The sequence below is a fragment of the Simplicispira sp. 125 genome, assembly GCF_003096555.1.
Taxonomy (GTDB): domain Bacteria; phylum Pseudomonadota; class Gammaproteobacteria; order Burkholderiales; family Burkholderiaceae_C; genus Simplicispira.
Window position 1 is genome coordinate 2,175,478 of record NZ_QEKM01000001.1, and the last position, 14,739, is coordinate 2,190,216.

The following is a 14,739-nucleotide window of genomic DNA, read 5'->3' on the forward strand; positions in this document are numbered from 1 at the left end:
GCAGAGCTAGCAGCTGTGCGGGGCGTTGCAGCATTCCCGGCAATTCCCTTCGTTCCAAAGCGTCAGTCCAGGCATTGTTGGCCCCTTGAGGGCCTGTTGTCAGTATGGAATCACGCGCGCCGACAGCCCGCGCAGCATGTTTGCTGCCAGACCGTCGGCGCCCGGCACACACAAAAGGAAATGCATCATGAAGCGGATGCTGATCAACGCCACGCAGCCTGAAGAACGGCGCCTGGCCATCGTCGATGGACAAAAACTCCTCGACTACGAAATCGAAATCGAAGGGCGCGAGCAGCGCAAGGGCAACATCTACAAGGCCGTTGTCACGCGCGTCGAGCCTTCGCTGGAGGCCTGCTTTGTCGACTACGGTGAAGACCGCCACGGTTTCTTGCCGTTCAAGGAAATTGCCCGCCAGTATTTCGCCGCCGGCGTCTCGCCCAACCAGGCACGCATCAACGACGTCATCAAGGAAGGCCAGGAACTGCTGGTCCAGGTGGAAAAAGAAGAACGTGGCAACAAGGGCGCCGCCCTCACCACCTTCGTGAGCCTGGCCGGCCGCTATGTGGTGCTGATGCCCAACAACCCGCGTGGCGGTGGCGTAAGCCGCCGCATCGAGGGTGAGGACCGCGCCGAACTCAAGGAGGCGATGGACCAGCTCGAATACCCCAACGGCATGTCCATCATTGCGCGCACCGCCGGTATCGGCCGCAGCGCGCCCGAGCTGCAGTGGGACCTGAACTACCTGCTGAAATTGTGGAACGCCATCGACGGCGCTGCCCAGGGCGGCAAAGGCGCTTTCCTGATTTACCAGGAATCGAGCCTCGTCATCCGCGCCATCCGCGACTACTTCAACAACGACATCGGTGACATCCTCATAGATACCGACGACATCTACGAACAGGCGCAGCAGTTCATGGCGCACGTCATGCCCGAGCATGCCGCCCGCGTCAAGCGCTACCGCGACGACGCCGCCCTGTTCTCGCGCTTCCAGATCGAGCACCAGATCGAGTCGGCATACGCCCGCACCGTGCAACTGCCCTCGGGCGGCGCCATCGTCATCGACCACACCGAAGCGCTGGTCAGCGTGGACGTAAACTCGGCCCGCGCCATCAAGGGCGGCGACATCGAGGAAACCGCCACCCGCACCAACCTGGAAGCCGCCGACGAAGTGGCCCGCCAGATGCGCCTGCGCGACCTGGGCGGCCTGATCGTGATCGACTTCATCGACATGGAGGAGAGCAAGAACCGCCGCGAGGTGGAGAGCCGCCTGCGCGACGCCCTGCGCCAGGACCGCGCCCGCGTGCAGTTCGGCACCATCAGCAAGTTCGGCCTCATGGAAATGAGCCGCCAGCGCCTCAAGCCCGCATTGAGCGAAGGTTCCTCCATCCCCTGCCCGCGCTGCGGTGGCTCGGGCCATATCCGCGACACCGAATCGTCGGCGCTGCAGATCCTGCGCATCATTCAAGAAGAATCGATGAAGGACAACACCGCCGCCGTGCACTGCCAGGTGCCGGTGGAAGTGGCTTCGTTCCTGCTGAACGAAAAGCGCACCGAGATCGCCAAGATCGAGCTCAAGCAGCGCGTGGCCGTGCTGATGGTACCCAACAAGGCACTGGAAACACCCAACTACAAGCTCGAACGCCTCAAGCACGACGACCCACGCCTGGACCATGTGCAGGCCAGCTACACGCTCGCCGAAGAAGTGGAAGACCCCACCGCCGTGACACGCCGCTCGCAGGAGCCGACCAACAAGCAAACCCCGGTGATCAAGGGCGTGCTGCCCGACGCCCCGGCACCACAGGCCGCGCCCCGCACCGAAGCACAGGCCGAGGCCCGCGCTCCGCGCGCTCCCCAGCGGCAAGCCGCTGCTGCACCCCAGCCGGCTCCGGCACGTGCCCCGGTGGCCCCCCAGGAGCAGGGCTTCTTTGCCTGGCTCAAGGGCTTGTTCGGTATGGGCGACCCCCCTGCCGCAGCCCCCGCACCGACCCCAGCACCCGCTGCAGAAACCCCAGCCCGCGAGCCGCGCCGTGATGGACGTGGCGGTGATAGCCGAGGCCGCCGTGGCGAACGCAACGGCAGCCGTGATGGCAACCGCGACGTGAATGGCCGCGATGGCAACCGCGAAGCCAGTGGCCGTGATGGCGCTGCCGACGGCCGTGGCCGCCGCGGTGAACGCAGCGAGCGCCCATCGGAAGCACGCTCCACCGAGGGTGGTGGTCGTCCGCCCCGCGACGGCAACCGCGAAGGTGGCCGTGGCCGCCGCGACGGTGCCGAAGCACGCCCCGCAGCCGACGCTCCAACGCAGACAGCCCCCCAAGGCCCGGACGCGGCAGACAGCGAAAACCGCAACGAGGCACGCGGTGATCGCGCGCCCCGCAACGGCAATGGTGGCCGCGAGCGCCAGCCCCGTGGTGAAGGCCGCGAGCGCCAGCCCCGCAGTGAAGGCCGTGAACGCCAGCCCCGCGCCCAGGAAAGCCAGCCCAGCAACGCACCGGCGGATTTTGCCGATACCGCTCCACTGGCACTGCTGCCCGACCTGGACCTGACAGGCAATGACATGCCCTCCGCAGCGGCGCAGGCCGACACTGGCGAGACCCGCACCCGCCGCTCGCGCGACCGTTATGGCCGTGACCGTCAGCGTGGCGAACGTGGCGAGCCGCGCCGCGATGGACAGGAAGCGCCGCCAGCACCCGCAGCGGAAGGCATGATGGACTTCGAGTTGCCCGGCCAGCCGGTTCAAGCAGCTCCCTCGGACAACAGCCGCCGCAGTTACTTTGCACCCGCAGCCACAGCACCCCAGGCCGCTGAGCCAGCACCAACCCAGGCACCGGCACCAGTGGCCGCAGCCCCTGCGGTGGCAGCACCTGCACCGGCCATGCCAGCACCAGCCCCCGCGATGGCAGCACCCGTGCCAGCACCCGTGGCTCCTCCTGCGGCACCGGTCGCAGCACCGGCTGCAGCACCAGTGGCCGCCAGCAATGGCGCCCTGCCGGTCGTCGCGCCCTTCGTGCTGCCGATCGATGAAATGCAGCAAGTGGCCCAGGGCTCCGGCCTGCAGTGGGTGCAGTCGGACGCTGACAAGGTCGCCGCCATCCAGGCCGCCATTGCCGCCGAACCACGCCCCATCCACGTGCCCCGCGTGCGTCCACCGGCCGTGGTGCTAGACGACGGCCCGCTGGTGCTGGTGGAAACCCGCCGCGACCTGCGCGACATGCAGCTGCCGTTCGATCAGCCGCCAAGCGCCTGAGGACCGGCACGGACGCCCACCAGCGACTGTGCCGATTGATGGACCACTGGCCCCGCTTGGGGCCAGTGGCTTTTTGGAGACCCGCACGCCATGATGATTTTGCTGTCCCCCGCCAAATCGCTCGACTATGACACCCCCGTCCCCGCCGACCTGCCGCACACGCGGCCGCAGTTCGTTGCGCAATCCCAGCAGCTCATCGAGATACTGCGACAGAAATCCCCACAAGACATTGCCTCGTTGATGAAGATCAGCGACCCGCTGGCCGCGCTGAACGTGGCGCGCTACCAAGCCTGGTCGAGCCGGTTCAGCGCCCGCAATGCGCGCCAGGCGCTGCTGGCCTTCAATGGCGATGTGTACGAAGGTTTGGATGCGCGCACGCTGGCCGCTGAAGACCTGGCCTGGGCGCAGCAGCACCTGGCCATTCTCAGTGGCCTGTATGGCGTGCTGCGTCCGCTCGACTGGATGCAGCCCTACCGGCTGGAAATGGGCACACGACTGGCCACCCCGGCAGGCCAGACGCTCTACCAATTCTGGGGGCCGCGCATTGCCCTGTATCTCAACGCCTGCCAGCAGGACGAAGAGGCACCCGTGGTGCTCAACCTGGCATCACAAGAATATTTCAAGTCGGTGGACCGCAAGCAGCTGCGCGCCCGGGTGGTCGAATGCGTGTTCGAGGACTGGAAAAACGGCACCTGGAAAATCATCAGCTTCCACGCCAAGCGTGCGCGCGGCCTGATGGCACGCCATGCCATTACGCAGCGCGCCGCCACCCCCCGCCAGCTCGAAGACTTTGCCGCCGAGGGCTACGCCCATGACATCGGCGCGTCCAGCCCCGATCGTCTGGTGTTCCGCCGACGGGTCTGAGTGGGGTTAGAAAGCGCTATGGTCCCAGCTGTTACGCCGACCTCATTGTCCTTTCCCGAAACCCGCCCCCTGCCAGGCCAAGGGCTGCACAGCGGCCCGCATCGCATCGACCTGAACGGGCACAGCGTGCAGCGCTTGCTGGCGATCGACAAACCGCCGTTGGTGGTGCTGGCAAACCTGCTCAGCGCGAGCGAATGCACCGCCCTGATCGACGCCGCGCGCCCCCACATGGCGCGCTCGCTCACGGTGCAGCAGCACACCGGCGGCGAAGAGCGCAACGCCCACCGCACCAGCGACGGCATGTTCTTCCAGCGGGCCGAAACCCCGCTGGTGCAGCACATCGAGGAGCGCCTGTCGCGCCTGCTGGGCTGGCCCGCCGGGAACTGCGAAGGCCTGCAAGTGCTGCGCTACGGCCCGGGCGCCGAGTACCGGCCGCATTACGACTACTTCGATCCGGCCGAACCCGGCACCAGCACCCTGTTGCAGCGCGGCGGCCAGCGCCTGGCCACGCTGTTGATCTACCTGAACACGCCCGACGAGGGCGGCGCCACCACCTTCCCCGACCTTGGCCTGGAGGTGGCCCCGCTGCGCGGCCATGCCGTATTCTTCCGCTACGACCAGCCCCACCCCAGCAGCCGCACCTTGCATGGTGGCGCGCCTGTGGTCACAGGTGAAAAATGGGTGGCCACGCAATGGCTGCGCGAAAGAAAATTTGACTAAAATACGGCTCAAACGCTTACCAGTAAAGCGCTACTAGCTATTTTTTTGATAGTACACATGTCCTCTGCAGACCAATCTCCCCTGGGCAAGGCGTCCGCCTATATCGACCAGTACGACGCCTCGCTGCTGTTCCCCCTGCCGCGCGCAGGCAAGCGGGCCGAGATCGGTATCACGGGCAACCCGCCTTTCATGGGTGCCGACCTGTGGACCGCGTTTGAGCTGTCATGGCTCAACGAACGCGGCAAGCCCCAGGTGGCGCTGGCACACATTACCGTGCCCTGCGAAACGCCGAACATCATCGAGAGCAAATCGTTCAAGCTGTACCTCAACAGTTTCAACAACACCCGCTTTTCCGGCGTTGAGGCCGTGCAGGCACGCCTGCGCGCCGACCTCACCGAGGCCGCGTGGCGCGGCGCACCGCAGTCGGCCAGCCTGGGCGTGCGGGTCCTGCTGCCCGAATTGTTTGACCGTGAGCCGGTCCACGAACTCGATGGCCTGAACCTGGACCGCCTCGACCTGGAATGCAAGCACTACCAGCCGGCACCGCAACTGCTGCGCGCCGCTTTCGACGAGGCGCCCGTGAGCGAGGTGCTGGTCAGCCACCTGCTCAAGAGCAACTGCCTGGTCACCGGCCAGCCCGACTGGGGCAGCGTGCGCATTGCCTACACCGGCCCGCAAATCGAGCAGGAAGGGCTGCTGCAGTACATCGTGAGCTTTCGCAACCACAACGAGTTCCACGAACAATGCGTGGAGCGCATCTTCATGGACCTCTGGACGCGCTGCAAACCCATCAAGCTGGAGGTGTATGCGCGCTACACCCGCCGGGGCGGGCTGGACATCAACCCCTGGCGCACCAGCCATCCCATGGCGCCGCCGCCCAACGTGCGCACGGCGCGGCAATAGTCCAACCGCCAGCTACACCTTGAACACGTCGAGCGTGCGGCCCAGCACACCGGCGTTGTCGCTCATGGCGCGGGCCGAAGCGGCGGATTCTTCGACCAGCGCAGCGTTTTGCTGCGTGACACGGTCCAGCTCGATCACGGCCTCGTTCACCTGCGCAATACCCTGGGCCTGCTCGCGCGTGGCAATGCTGATCTGGCCCATCAGGGTATTGACATAGGCCACCGACTGCACCACCTTGGCAATGGTTTTGCCGGCCGACTGCATCTGCCCGGCGCCCCGCTCGATGTGCGCGCTGGATTCGCCAATCAGCCCACGGATTTCACCGGCCGCGGTGGCGCTGCGCTGCGCCAGCGCCCGCACTTCGCTGGCCACCACGGCGAAACCCCGGCCCTGCTCGCCAGCACGTGCAGCTTCGACGGCGGCATTGAGCGCGAGAATGTTGGTCTGGAAGGCGATGCCCTCGATGGTAGAAATGATCTGGCCCATCTTGCCCGACGACTGCGCAATGGCCTGCACCACCGTACCCACCTGGGCTACGGCTTCGCCGCCACTGCGCGCCAGCTCGGCACTGCGCTCACTTTCTTTTTGCACCTGCTGCGTGGTTTCCGCCGATTGGCGCACCGTGCTGGACAATTCTTCCATCGAGGCCGCTGTTTCCTCCAGGCTGCTGGCCTGCGATTCGGTGCGCTCGGACAGGTCTTGCGCGCCCTGCGCAATGCCAGACGAAATGGAGCCGAAGGCCCTGATTTCCTGGCGCGCATCGCCCACCACGGCGCGCAAATTGAGGTGGATGCGCTGCAGGCGCTCCAGCAGCCGCTCCACGGGGCTGTTGCCTTCCACGGGGCTTTGTGGCTGGGCCAGATCACACCCGGCGATCTCGGTCATCAACTGCTCGGCGTCGGCCAGCGGCGCGGCAACAATGCACTGAAACCGCCACAGCATGAACGCGGACAGCGCCAGCAGCACCACGGCCTGGCCGATCATCACCTCGGGGCCCGCCCAACCCAACAGGCCCGGCGCGAGCGCGGCCACCAGAATGGGAAGCAGCAGCGCAACGAGGCGCTGCGTGAGGCCGAAACGCTGCAGCTTTCCCAGTTGGTTGCGCAAGCCGGGACGGCGCACGCGCCCGGCATGCAGCCAGAAACTGCTGGCCCCGCGCTCCCGTTCCTCGCGGATCTGGGCGTACAAGGCCTCGGCGGCGCGCACCTCGTCGCGCGTGGGCTTGACACGCACCGACATGTAGCTGCGCGGCTTGCCGGCCACCATCATGGGGGTGACATTGGCGCGCACCCAGTAGAAGTCGCCGTTCTTGCGCCGGTTCTTCACGATGCCGGTCCAGTTGCGGCCCCGGCCGATGGTGGCCCACAGATCCTTGTAGGCCTCGGGCGGCATGTCGGGGTGGCGGATCAGGCTGTGCGGCTGGCCCATCAACTCCTCCATGGAGTAACCGCTGACACGCGCAAAGGCGGCATTGCAGTGCGTCATCACACCCTTGGCGTCAGTCGTCGACATCAGAAGCTCTTCGCCTGGGTAGTCGTATTCGTGGGAGGTGACGGGCAGGTTGACGCGCATAGATTCAAGACTCGTGAAAAAATGAAAGACACCAGCACCAGCCACTCCGGAGGCACCCCTCCAACGCACCCGCACCGTGTATTGCTACGCTCTTTTTATCTGCAAGCAGAGGAAACAGATGGTCACATATTCCGCAGAATATTGCGTTATCAGTACCACTTGACTGGCGTCATGCAACACATTTTCTTGACCTAGAACAAATCTGCCGTCCTGGGGCCCGGCGACGTGGAGACCTCTGCAGGGTTTGTGGCAACTTCCTCGTCCAGTCGCACCAGCCCTCCCACCCGCACGCCCAGCAGCCGCAAGCGCCGCTCCAGCGGTACACGCTTGAGGCACAAACCCGCCGTGCGGCGAATGGTGACGGCGTCCTGCGTGGGTTCGGCAATAGTCTGGTCGCGGGTCACGCTGCGAAAGTCGTCGTAGCGTAGCTTGATGCCAATGGTTTTTCCTGCATACCCCTTGCGCTGCAGATCGGCCGCCACGCGCTGGCACAGGTCGGTGAAGATGCGCCCCAGCTCAGCGCGGTCGCGTACGGCGTGCAGGTCGCGCTCGAAGGTCGTCTCGCGGCTCATGCTCACGGGCTCACTCTCGGTCACCACGGGGCTGTCGTCCTGGCCCCAGGCCGCGCGGTGCAGCCACGCCCCGGTAGATTTGCCAAACTGCGCAATCAACCACTGCGGGTTCTGCGCGGCCAGATCGCCAATGGTCTGCACGCCCAGTGCCGCCAGCTTTGCACCCGCCTTGGGGCCAATGCCGTTGACCTTGCGCACGTTGAGCGGCCAGATCAGCGTCTGCAGGTCGGTCTCGTAAACGATGGAAATGCCGTTGGGCTTGTTGAACTCGCTGGCCATCTTGGCCAGCAGGCGGTTGGGCGCCACGCCGATGGAGCAGGTCAGCCCGGTGCGTTCAAAAATGCCCTTCTGGATGAGGCGGGCCAGAACGCGCCCGCCTTCGCGCTGGCCACCGGGCACATCGGTAAAGTCGATGTACACCTCGTCCACCCCCCGGTCCTGCATGACGGGGGCGATCTCGGTGATAGTGCTCTTGAAAAGCCGCGAATATTTGCGTATTTCGTCAAAATCCACCGGCAGCACGATGGCCTGCGGGCACAGCCGGGCGGCTTTCATCATGCCCATGGCCGAGCCCACGCCAAACTGGCGCGCCGCATAGGTCGCTGTGGTGATGACGCCCCGGCCCACATAGTCTTTGAGTCGCGGGAAATCAGCCACCGGGATGAAATGCGGCTCGCGCAGACCGGCGCCGTCCGGGCTTTGCAGCAGCAACTCGTCGACCGCGCGCCGCCCGCCGCCGATCACCACCGGCAAGCCCTTGAGTTGCGGATAGCGCAGCAACTCGACAGATGCAAAAAATGCATCCATGTCGAGGTGGGCGATGCGGCGCAGAGGCTGCCCGGGGTTTTCAGAAGAGGGCGATACAGCGGGAAGGGGCACCCTGCCATTGTCGGCCAATGTGCGTGGTGCTTGCCCCGCGCGGTCAGGACCGGCGCCGCCGGGGCACCACGCTCAGCGGCACGCTTTCAAGCACCGGTGCAGCGCCGATCTGCAGCGCACGGCGCGGCAAGTCCACCAGTTGCTCAGGATGCCAGACGCGCAGTTGCGCAGCTCCTTCGGGAATCTGGTCGAAGCGGGCAATCCCGTCGGCATCGGTCTTGAGGGTATAGGCCGAATCGGTGACGAACAAATGGCCGCGCATCGAACCATGCAAGTGGCAGCCCAGCAGCACGGCGCCTGGCTCCTGTACGACCACATCGGCCTCACCACCCGTGGCGTCGGCTGTGGCACCGGCCAGGCGCATCTCGAAGTTCGTGCCTAAAGGCGCGCCAGGGACATTGTTCACCGCCGCCGTTCCCCGGATATGGTGGTCCCAGCGATCGAGGTTGGTGAAACGTACCCGGCTCCCAGGGGCCACCACGGTGACCAGGGGAACGAAACGCATGCGCTGCTGCCCGATGGTGGCATTGCTGGCCACCGGTGCTGCCGGGGTGCTGGGATAGACCACCACCACGGCATCAGGCACCGGGCGGCCTTCTTTGTCCAGCACCTGGACTTGCACATTTCCGGCGGTAACGCTTGCTACCATTGCGCAAGCAGCTATCAAAAACAGAGTTTTGCGCAGCATGTCAGTGCACCGTGATGATGTCGCGGTGCATGGGCGCCAGCAGCGCCAGCAGGCGGTTTTGCTGGGTGAAGGCAATGCCTTGGGCATCCATGGCACGTTGCAGGGTTTCGACCAGGGCGTTGAAGTCTCCCTTGTTGATGTCCATATCGGCATGCAGTTCGCCCATCTCGGGGCCGTCGTACACGCAGGGCCCGCCACTGAGTTGGCAGAACTGGTTCACCAGGCTTTCCTTGAGCGCAGCGGGCTTGGTGTCTTTGAACTGGCTGCCAATGCGTGGGTGGCGCACCAGACGTTCGACAAAATCATCGACCAGGCGCACGATGCCGGCCTTCTCGCCCAGCGCGGCATACAGACCGGCTGGGGCTGGGGCCAGGGGCGCAGCGGCAATCGACGGGGACGCCGCAGCAGGGGTTTGGGCGTGCACGCCCGTCAGGCTGGCACTCGCCAGCAACAGGGCGCAAGACAGGGCAGTGGTGTTTTTCATGGCAATGTTCTGCAGCGGGTTCAGAAAGCGACCTGGGCTGAGAGGTAGGCACCGCTCTGGCGGCGTCCGTTGGTGATACCCGGCACCACACGGCCCAAGTCTGCCCAGGCGAGGGTGAGCGAGAGGTTCTTGGTGGGCGCCCAGGCGATGAAAATGTCTTTCCAGGCGTCTTCGCGCAGTGCGGAACCCAAACCGGCCGCGCGGCCCGTGGCCTGCAGGTTGTCGGGCTTGAAGCGCACTTCGGCCCCAATGGCCAGGTCGCGCCGCAGCAGCCAGGCCACCGAAAACTCGGGTTGCAGGCTGCGGCTGTTGCGCCCTGGCGCCCCCGCCCCAAAACCCAGCAGGCCATTCTGGTTGGCGCGCGTGGAGCGCAGCGTGGCATTCAGCAACAGGCCTTTGTCCAGCACCAGCTTGGTGGCGCTGACGTAAAAATCCGTGGATTGCGTGTCGGCCCCCACAAAATCAAACACCGACTGCAGCGAGCCCGGCCGCACGCGCTTGTGCTCCAGGCCCACGGCAATCTGGGGCATCCAGGTGTCTGCGTCGAGCACGGCGTCGCCCGCCACGCGCAGCTTGACACCGAGCACGTCCATGCGGATGTGCTGGCCGGGCTGCACGCCAAACGGGGCAATGCTGTTGAGGGCCACGGCCGCCCCGGCATTAAAGTCCTGCCGCGCCACCGACAGCTCGACGCGCTCGTTCCAGGCCAGCGCCGCGCCATAGCTGGTCAGCGCGTAGTCCTGCGTGACGGCACGGGTGGTGAAGGCGCTGGCGCCCCACTCGCCCTCGGTGGCGTTGCTGCCGATCACGGCCCAGGGCGTGATGCCGCCCCCGGCCGTGCCCGTGATGCTGCTGACGCCACCCGTGAGCAGCAGTTTGCCGGTGTCGGCCTGCGCCAGCGGACTGGCCAGGGCCAGGGCCGCCAGCAGAAAAAGAGGTGTGCGGTTCATCGGGGGTTTCCTTGTTATTTGCGGCACGCATGCGTTGGGGGGGATGCCCTGCACAGGCGGATCTGCCAGCGCGGGGCCGAACGCTCCCTGCATTGTGTCGAAGGAATGCCAAGGCTGCTGATGAAGGGCGATGCAGCCCCTGGCGCACCCTGCCGGGTGCAGATGGCCCCGATGGCAGGCCAGGCCGAGGCTACCGCGGGTAGGTGCCCGGCAGCAGGATGCTCTCGTCCACGGTGTTGATGTCGGTGCGGCCGCAAAACGCCATGGTGAGGTCGAGTTCCTTGCGGATGATCTCCAGCGCCCGCGTCACGCCCAGCTCCCCGTAAGCCCCCAGGCCATAGAGGAAGGCACGGCCGATCAGGGTGCCCTGCGCACCCAGGGCGCGGGCCTTGAGCACGTCCTGGCCGCTGCGGATGCCGCCGTCCATCCACACCTCGATGTCCTTGCCCACCGCCTGCGCGATGGAAGGCAGCGCAGTAATCGACGAGGGTGCGCCGTCGAGCTGGCGCCCGCCGTGGTTGCTGACGATCAGCGCATCAGCCCCACTGTTGGCAGCCAGGCGGGCGTCTTCGGCGTCCATGATGCCCTTGATGATCAGCTTGCCGCCCCAGCGCTTTTTGATCCACTCCACATCGCCCCAGTTCAGCTCGGGGTCAAACTGCTCGGCCGTCCACGACGCCAGCGAAGACATGTCGCCCACGCCCTTGGCATGGCCGACGATGTTGCCGAAGCTGCGGCGTTTGGTGCCCAGCATGCCCAGGCACCAGCGCGGCTTGGTCGCCAGGTTGATGAGGTTGGACAACGTGGGCTTGGGGGGCGACGACAGGCCGTTCTTGATGTCTTTGTGGCGCTGGCCGAGGATTTGCAGATCGAGCGTGAGCTGCAGCGCCGAGCAGCCGGCGGCCTTGGCGCGGTCGATCAGGCGCTCGATGTAATCGCGGTCGCGCATCACATACAGCTGGAACCAGAAACCCGGGCCGGCATGCTCGGCCACGTCTTCGATGGAGCAGATGCTCATGGTCGAGAGTGTGAAGGGCACGCCAAAATCACGCGCCGCACGCGCGGCCAAGATTTCGCCGTCGGCATGCTGCATGCCGGTCAGGCCCGTGGGCGCGAGCGCCACGGGCATGGCCACGTCCTGGCCCACCATGGTGGTGCGCGTGGTGCGGCCCGTCATGTTCACGGCCACGCGCTGGCGCAGCTTGATTTTTTGGAAGTCGTCTTCGTTGGCGCGGTAGGTGCTTTCTGTCCACGAGCCCGAGTCGCAGTAGTCATAGAACATGCGTGGCACGCGGCGCTGGTAGACGCGGTGCAGGTCTTCGATGCAGGTGATGGTGGACAGGTCGGACACGCGGCGCTCCTCGGAGGGTTTCGGGGGAAAGTGTGCCGGGATGTTAGCCACAGCGCCCGGCTGCGGCCATCAAAATAATTTGCGTGGCCATGCAACAAATTCAAAACCGGCTCGGCTGCGCCCCTGGAGTGGATGGCAAAACACAGGATAAAAATAGCCTCTAACGCTTATCCATCAAGCGCTAACAGCTCTATTTTCAATAGCAATCAAAGGTCTGATGGCACGCTGTCCTGCACATCGTCCGGGTCCACATACTCGGGCTCGGCGCCCTGCCCCGCGTAGCAGCGCACCTGCATGCGCCCCGCGCGCTTGGCGGCGTACATGGCGGTGTCGGCGTGGCGCGCCAGCACATCGTAGCTGTCGCCATGCTGGGGAAACAGGGCCAGGCCCCCGCTCACGCCGATGTGCAGCTCTTGCCCCTGCAACACAAACGGTTGCTGCGCAACCGCCAGCACCTTGCGCACTACCGTGCGGATCTGCGCCGGGGTGGCCAGGGCAGGCAGCAGCACCACAAATTCATCGCCCCCCTGGCGGCACACGGTATCGGACTGGCGCATGGCGGCCGTCAGGCGGCAGGCAAACTCCACCAGCAACTGGTCGCCAGCGTCGTGGCCCAGGGTGTCGTTGACCTGCTTGAAGCCGTCCAGGTCCAGGTACATCACCGCCAGACCCTTGCCGTCGCGGCGGGCCACGGCCAGGGCGTGCTGGGCGCGGTCCTGCAACAGCACACGGTTGGGCAGATCGGTCAGGGGGTCGTACTGCGCCAGACGTGCCATGCGCTCGGCCATGGCCATGGTTTCAGTCACGTCGTGCAGCACCATCACCGCACCGGTCAGCTGGCGTTGGCGGTCGATGATGGGGCTGGCCGACTCTTCCACCTCAAAGCGCTGGCCATCCTTGCGGCGCAGCACCACGCCGCGCGTGGGACCGCAGGCGGCTTGTGTGGCCAGCGCCACACGCAAGGGGCTGGGCTGGGTTTGCTGGCCGTTGGACAGGTACAAGGGGGCGACCTCGTCCACATCGCGCCCGGCGGCATCAAAGGCCTGCCAACCCGTCATGCGCCGCGCCACCGGGTTGAGGTAGGTGACAAGGCCCTGGGCATCGGTGCAGATCACGGCATCGCCAATGGAGTGCAGCGTCAGGCGCATCAGTTCCTTTTCCTGGAACAGTTCGTCTTCCATGCGTTTGCGCTCGGTGATGTCGGTCATCTGCACAAAAATGCCACGCACCGGGCCGTGGTCGCCATCGCGGTCGGGGGTATGGGAAATGACGGTGTGCCGCAACTGTCCCGAGGCGTCGGTAACGGTCCGTTCAAACAACTGCGGATGGCCTTGCAATGCCTGCTCTACATAAGGTCTCACGAAGGCATAGTCCTTCTCTCCCAGCACTTCCCGGGCCGTGAGGCCACGCAGTTCCTCGGGCGTGCGGCCATACAGGGCGCTGCTGGTTTTGTTGACAAAGCGGTTGCGTTGATCGACGTCCCAGTAGCTGACCATGGAAGGCAGGTTGTCCAGAATGGTGTGCAGGTAATGCTCGGCCTGCTGCAGGCGGCCGGCCACTTGCTGGCGCTGGGCCAGTTCGCGGGTAAACAGAATGGCCAAGCCCACGCAACTGGCCATGAGCACCAGGGCAAACACAGCCAACTGCAGGGCATTCGTCCGCCAGTGGGCCAGCATGGCCTGGGTCGACTGGGCGACATTGACCACCAGGGGGTACGGCCCCACATGCTGGAAACTATAAAAGCGCTCAACCTTGTCAAGGCTTGCCACTCCCATAAAACTGCCCGTACGGCCCGCCAGAATACGGCGCATATTCTCCGTGCCCGCCAAGGACTTTCCTACGTCGGCATCGCCATAGGGGTAGCGGCTCACGATGATGCCGTTGTCGAGAATGAGGTTGACGCCGCTGCTGGGCCCCAGGTTCAAAGAGGAAAAGAGCTCGTTGAAATAGCTCAGACTGATGGAGCTGACCACCACCCCGGCCACCTGCCCGTCGTCCCCCCGGTAGGACCGCGCCATTGGCAGCATCCAGGATTGCGTGACGCGGCCCATGACGGGACGGCCGATGACAAGGCCCTTCTTTGTGCCCGCCATGAGTGTCAGAAAGTAATCACGGTCGGCGTAGTTGGCCTTTCGGGCCTGCAACGAGCTTGAATCCATGATGATGTCCCCCCGGCTGTCGATGACATAGACATCCATCAGGCCTACAACACGCAACGGACGGTCAAACAGCAACTGGTGGCGCAGTTCGTGCGGCAGCTCCATGATGCCGGGCTGCTCCAGCTTGGATGTCACATCCAGCAATGATTGGTCCATCACGCGCAGCGTCCAGCCAATGGATTGCTCCAGCGCTGTCACCAGATTGCTGTTGGTGCGCGCGGCAAAATCCCATTCATCCGACCGCATCGTCCAGATCGTGCGCGCCACCATGGCGCCAATGCCCATGCTCAGCAACAGTGCCAGCCAGATCAGGCGTTGGGAAAAAAAATGGCGCATGGACTTCATGGAGG

Annotated in this window: 10 protein-coding genes and 1 pseudogene; 4 read left to right on the forward strand and 7 right to left on the reverse strand. The window is 65.2% G+C overall.

What is annotated here, in order from left to right; translation table 11 throughout:
- Positions 1–187: 187 nt before the first annotated feature.
- The 4 genes and pseudogenes from C8D04_RS10275 to queF all read left to right on the forward strand — a co-directional run bounded on the left by C8D04_RS10275 (position 188) and on the right by queF (position 5,734).
- A complete protein-coding gene (locus C8D04_RS10275; protein WP_116004757.1) occupies positions 188–3,247 on the forward strand; it encodes an Rne/Rng family ribonuclease in 3,060 nt (1,019 codons plus the stop codon).
- A gap of 90 nt (positions 3,248–3,337) precedes the next feature.
- Entirely contained in the window at positions 3,338–4,111 is a 774-nt protein-coding gene (gene yaaA, locus C8D04_RS10280) for a peroxide stress protein YaaA (RefSeq protein ID WP_116004758.1), read from the forward strand.
- Between the two features lie 126 nt (positions 4,112–4,237).
- Positions 4,238–4,831, forward strand: a pseudogene (locus tag C8D04_RS10285) (2OG-Fe(II) oxygenase); the annotation flags it as partial.
- A 57-nt stretch (positions 4,832–4,888) separates the two neighbouring features.
- Positions 4,889–5,734: an NADPH-dependent 7-cyano-7-deazaguanine reductase QueF gene (gene queF / locus C8D04_RS10290; protein ID WP_116004760.1), complete on the forward strand. Its 846-nt coding sequence runs from the start codon at positions 4,889–4,891 to the stop codon at positions 5,732–5,734.
- Between the two features lie 12 nt (positions 5,735–5,746).
- Here the strand turns inward: queF and C8D04_RS10295 are convergent, their stop codons facing one another.
- The 7 genes from C8D04_RS10295 to C8D04_RS10325 all read right to left on the reverse strand — a co-directional run bounded on the left by C8D04_RS10295 (position 5,747) and on the right by C8D04_RS10325 (position 14,734).
- On the reverse strand, positions 5,747–7,306 hold the full coding sequence (locus tag C8D04_RS10295; protein ID WP_116004761.1) for a PAS domain-containing methyl-accepting chemotaxis protein: 1,560 nt from the start codon (positions 7,304–7,306) through the stop codon (positions 5,747–5,749).
- 191 nt (positions 7,307–7,497) lie between these two features.
- Positions 7,498–8,685, reverse strand: a complete 1,188-nt coding sequence (locus C8D04_RS10300) for a DNA polymerase IV (protein ID WP_116004762.1) — start codon at positions 8,683–8,685, stop codon at positions 7,498–7,500.
- 115 nt (positions 8,686–8,800) lie between these two features.
- Entirely contained in the window at positions 8,801–9,406 is a 606-nt protein-coding gene (locus tag C8D04_RS10305) for a plastocyanin (protein WP_243405759.1), read from the reverse strand.
- A gap of 40 nt (positions 9,407–9,446) precedes the next feature.
- A complete protein-coding gene (locus C8D04_RS10310) occupies positions 9,447–9,929 on the reverse strand; it encodes a group 1 truncated hemoglobin (protein ID WP_116004763.1) in 483 nt (160 codons plus the stop codon).
- A 20-nt stretch (positions 9,930–9,949) separates the two neighbouring features.
- The gene (locus C8D04_RS10315) at positions 9,950–10,879 is read right to left on the reverse strand and encodes a DUF3034 family protein (RefSeq protein ID WP_116004764.1); all 930 of its coding nucleotides are present in this window, start codon (positions 10,877–10,879) and stop codon (positions 9,950–9,952) included.
- Positions 10,880–11,069: 190 nt separating this feature from the next.
- Positions 11,070–12,230, reverse strand: coding sequence for an alpha-hydroxy acid oxidase (locus tag C8D04_RS10320; RefSeq protein ID WP_116004765.1), 1,161 nt, complete (start codon positions 12,228–12,230; stop codon positions 11,070–11,072).
- 206 nt (positions 12,231–12,436) lie between these two features.
- Positions 12,437–14,734 (reverse strand): diguanylate cyclase, encoded by a 2,298-nt coding sequence (locus C8D04_RS10325; RefSeq protein WP_116006132.1) that lies wholly within the window; start codon positions 14,732–14,734, stop codon positions 12,437–12,439.
- Between the last annotated feature and the right edge of the window lie 5 nt (positions 14,735–14,739).

Bases quoted from the DNA above. Each gene is read 5' to 3' on its own strand.
- C8D04_RS10300 (WP_116004762.1), bottom strand. From the start codon at position 8,685: ATGGATGCATTTTTTGCATCTGTCGAGTTGCTGCGCTATCCGCAACTC.
- C8D04_RS10310 (WP_116004763.1), bottom strand. From the start codon at position 9,929: ATGAAAAACACCACTGCCCTGTCTTGCGCCCTGTTGCTGGCGAGTGCC.
- queF (WP_116004760.1), top strand. From the start codon at position 4,889: ATGTCCTCTGCAGACCAATCTCCCCTGGGCAAGGCGTCCGCCTATATC.
- C8D04_RS10325 (WP_116006132.1), bottom strand. From the start codon at position 14,734: ATGAAGTCCATGCGCCATTTTTTTTCCCAACGCCTGATCTGGCTGGCA.
- C8D04_RS10305 (WP_243405759.1), bottom strand. From the start codon at position 9,406: ATGGTAGCAAGCGTTACCGCCGGAAATGTGCAAGTCCAGGTGCTGGAC.
- C8D04_RS10315 (WP_116004764.1), bottom strand. From the start codon at position 10,879: ATGAACCGCACACCTCTTTTTCTGCTGGCGGCCCTGGCCCTGGCCAGT.
- yaaA (WP_116004758.1), top strand. From the start codon at position 3,338: ATGATGATTTTGCTGTCCCCCGCCAAATCGCTCGACTATGACACCCCC.
- C8D04_RS10275 (WP_116004757.1), top strand. From the start codon at position 188: ATGAAGCGGATGCTGATCAACGCCACGCAGCCTGAAGAACGGCGCCTG.
- C8D04_RS10295 (WP_116004761.1), bottom strand. From the start codon at position 7,306: ATGCGCGTCAACCTGCCCGTCACCTCCCACGAATACGACTACCCAGGC.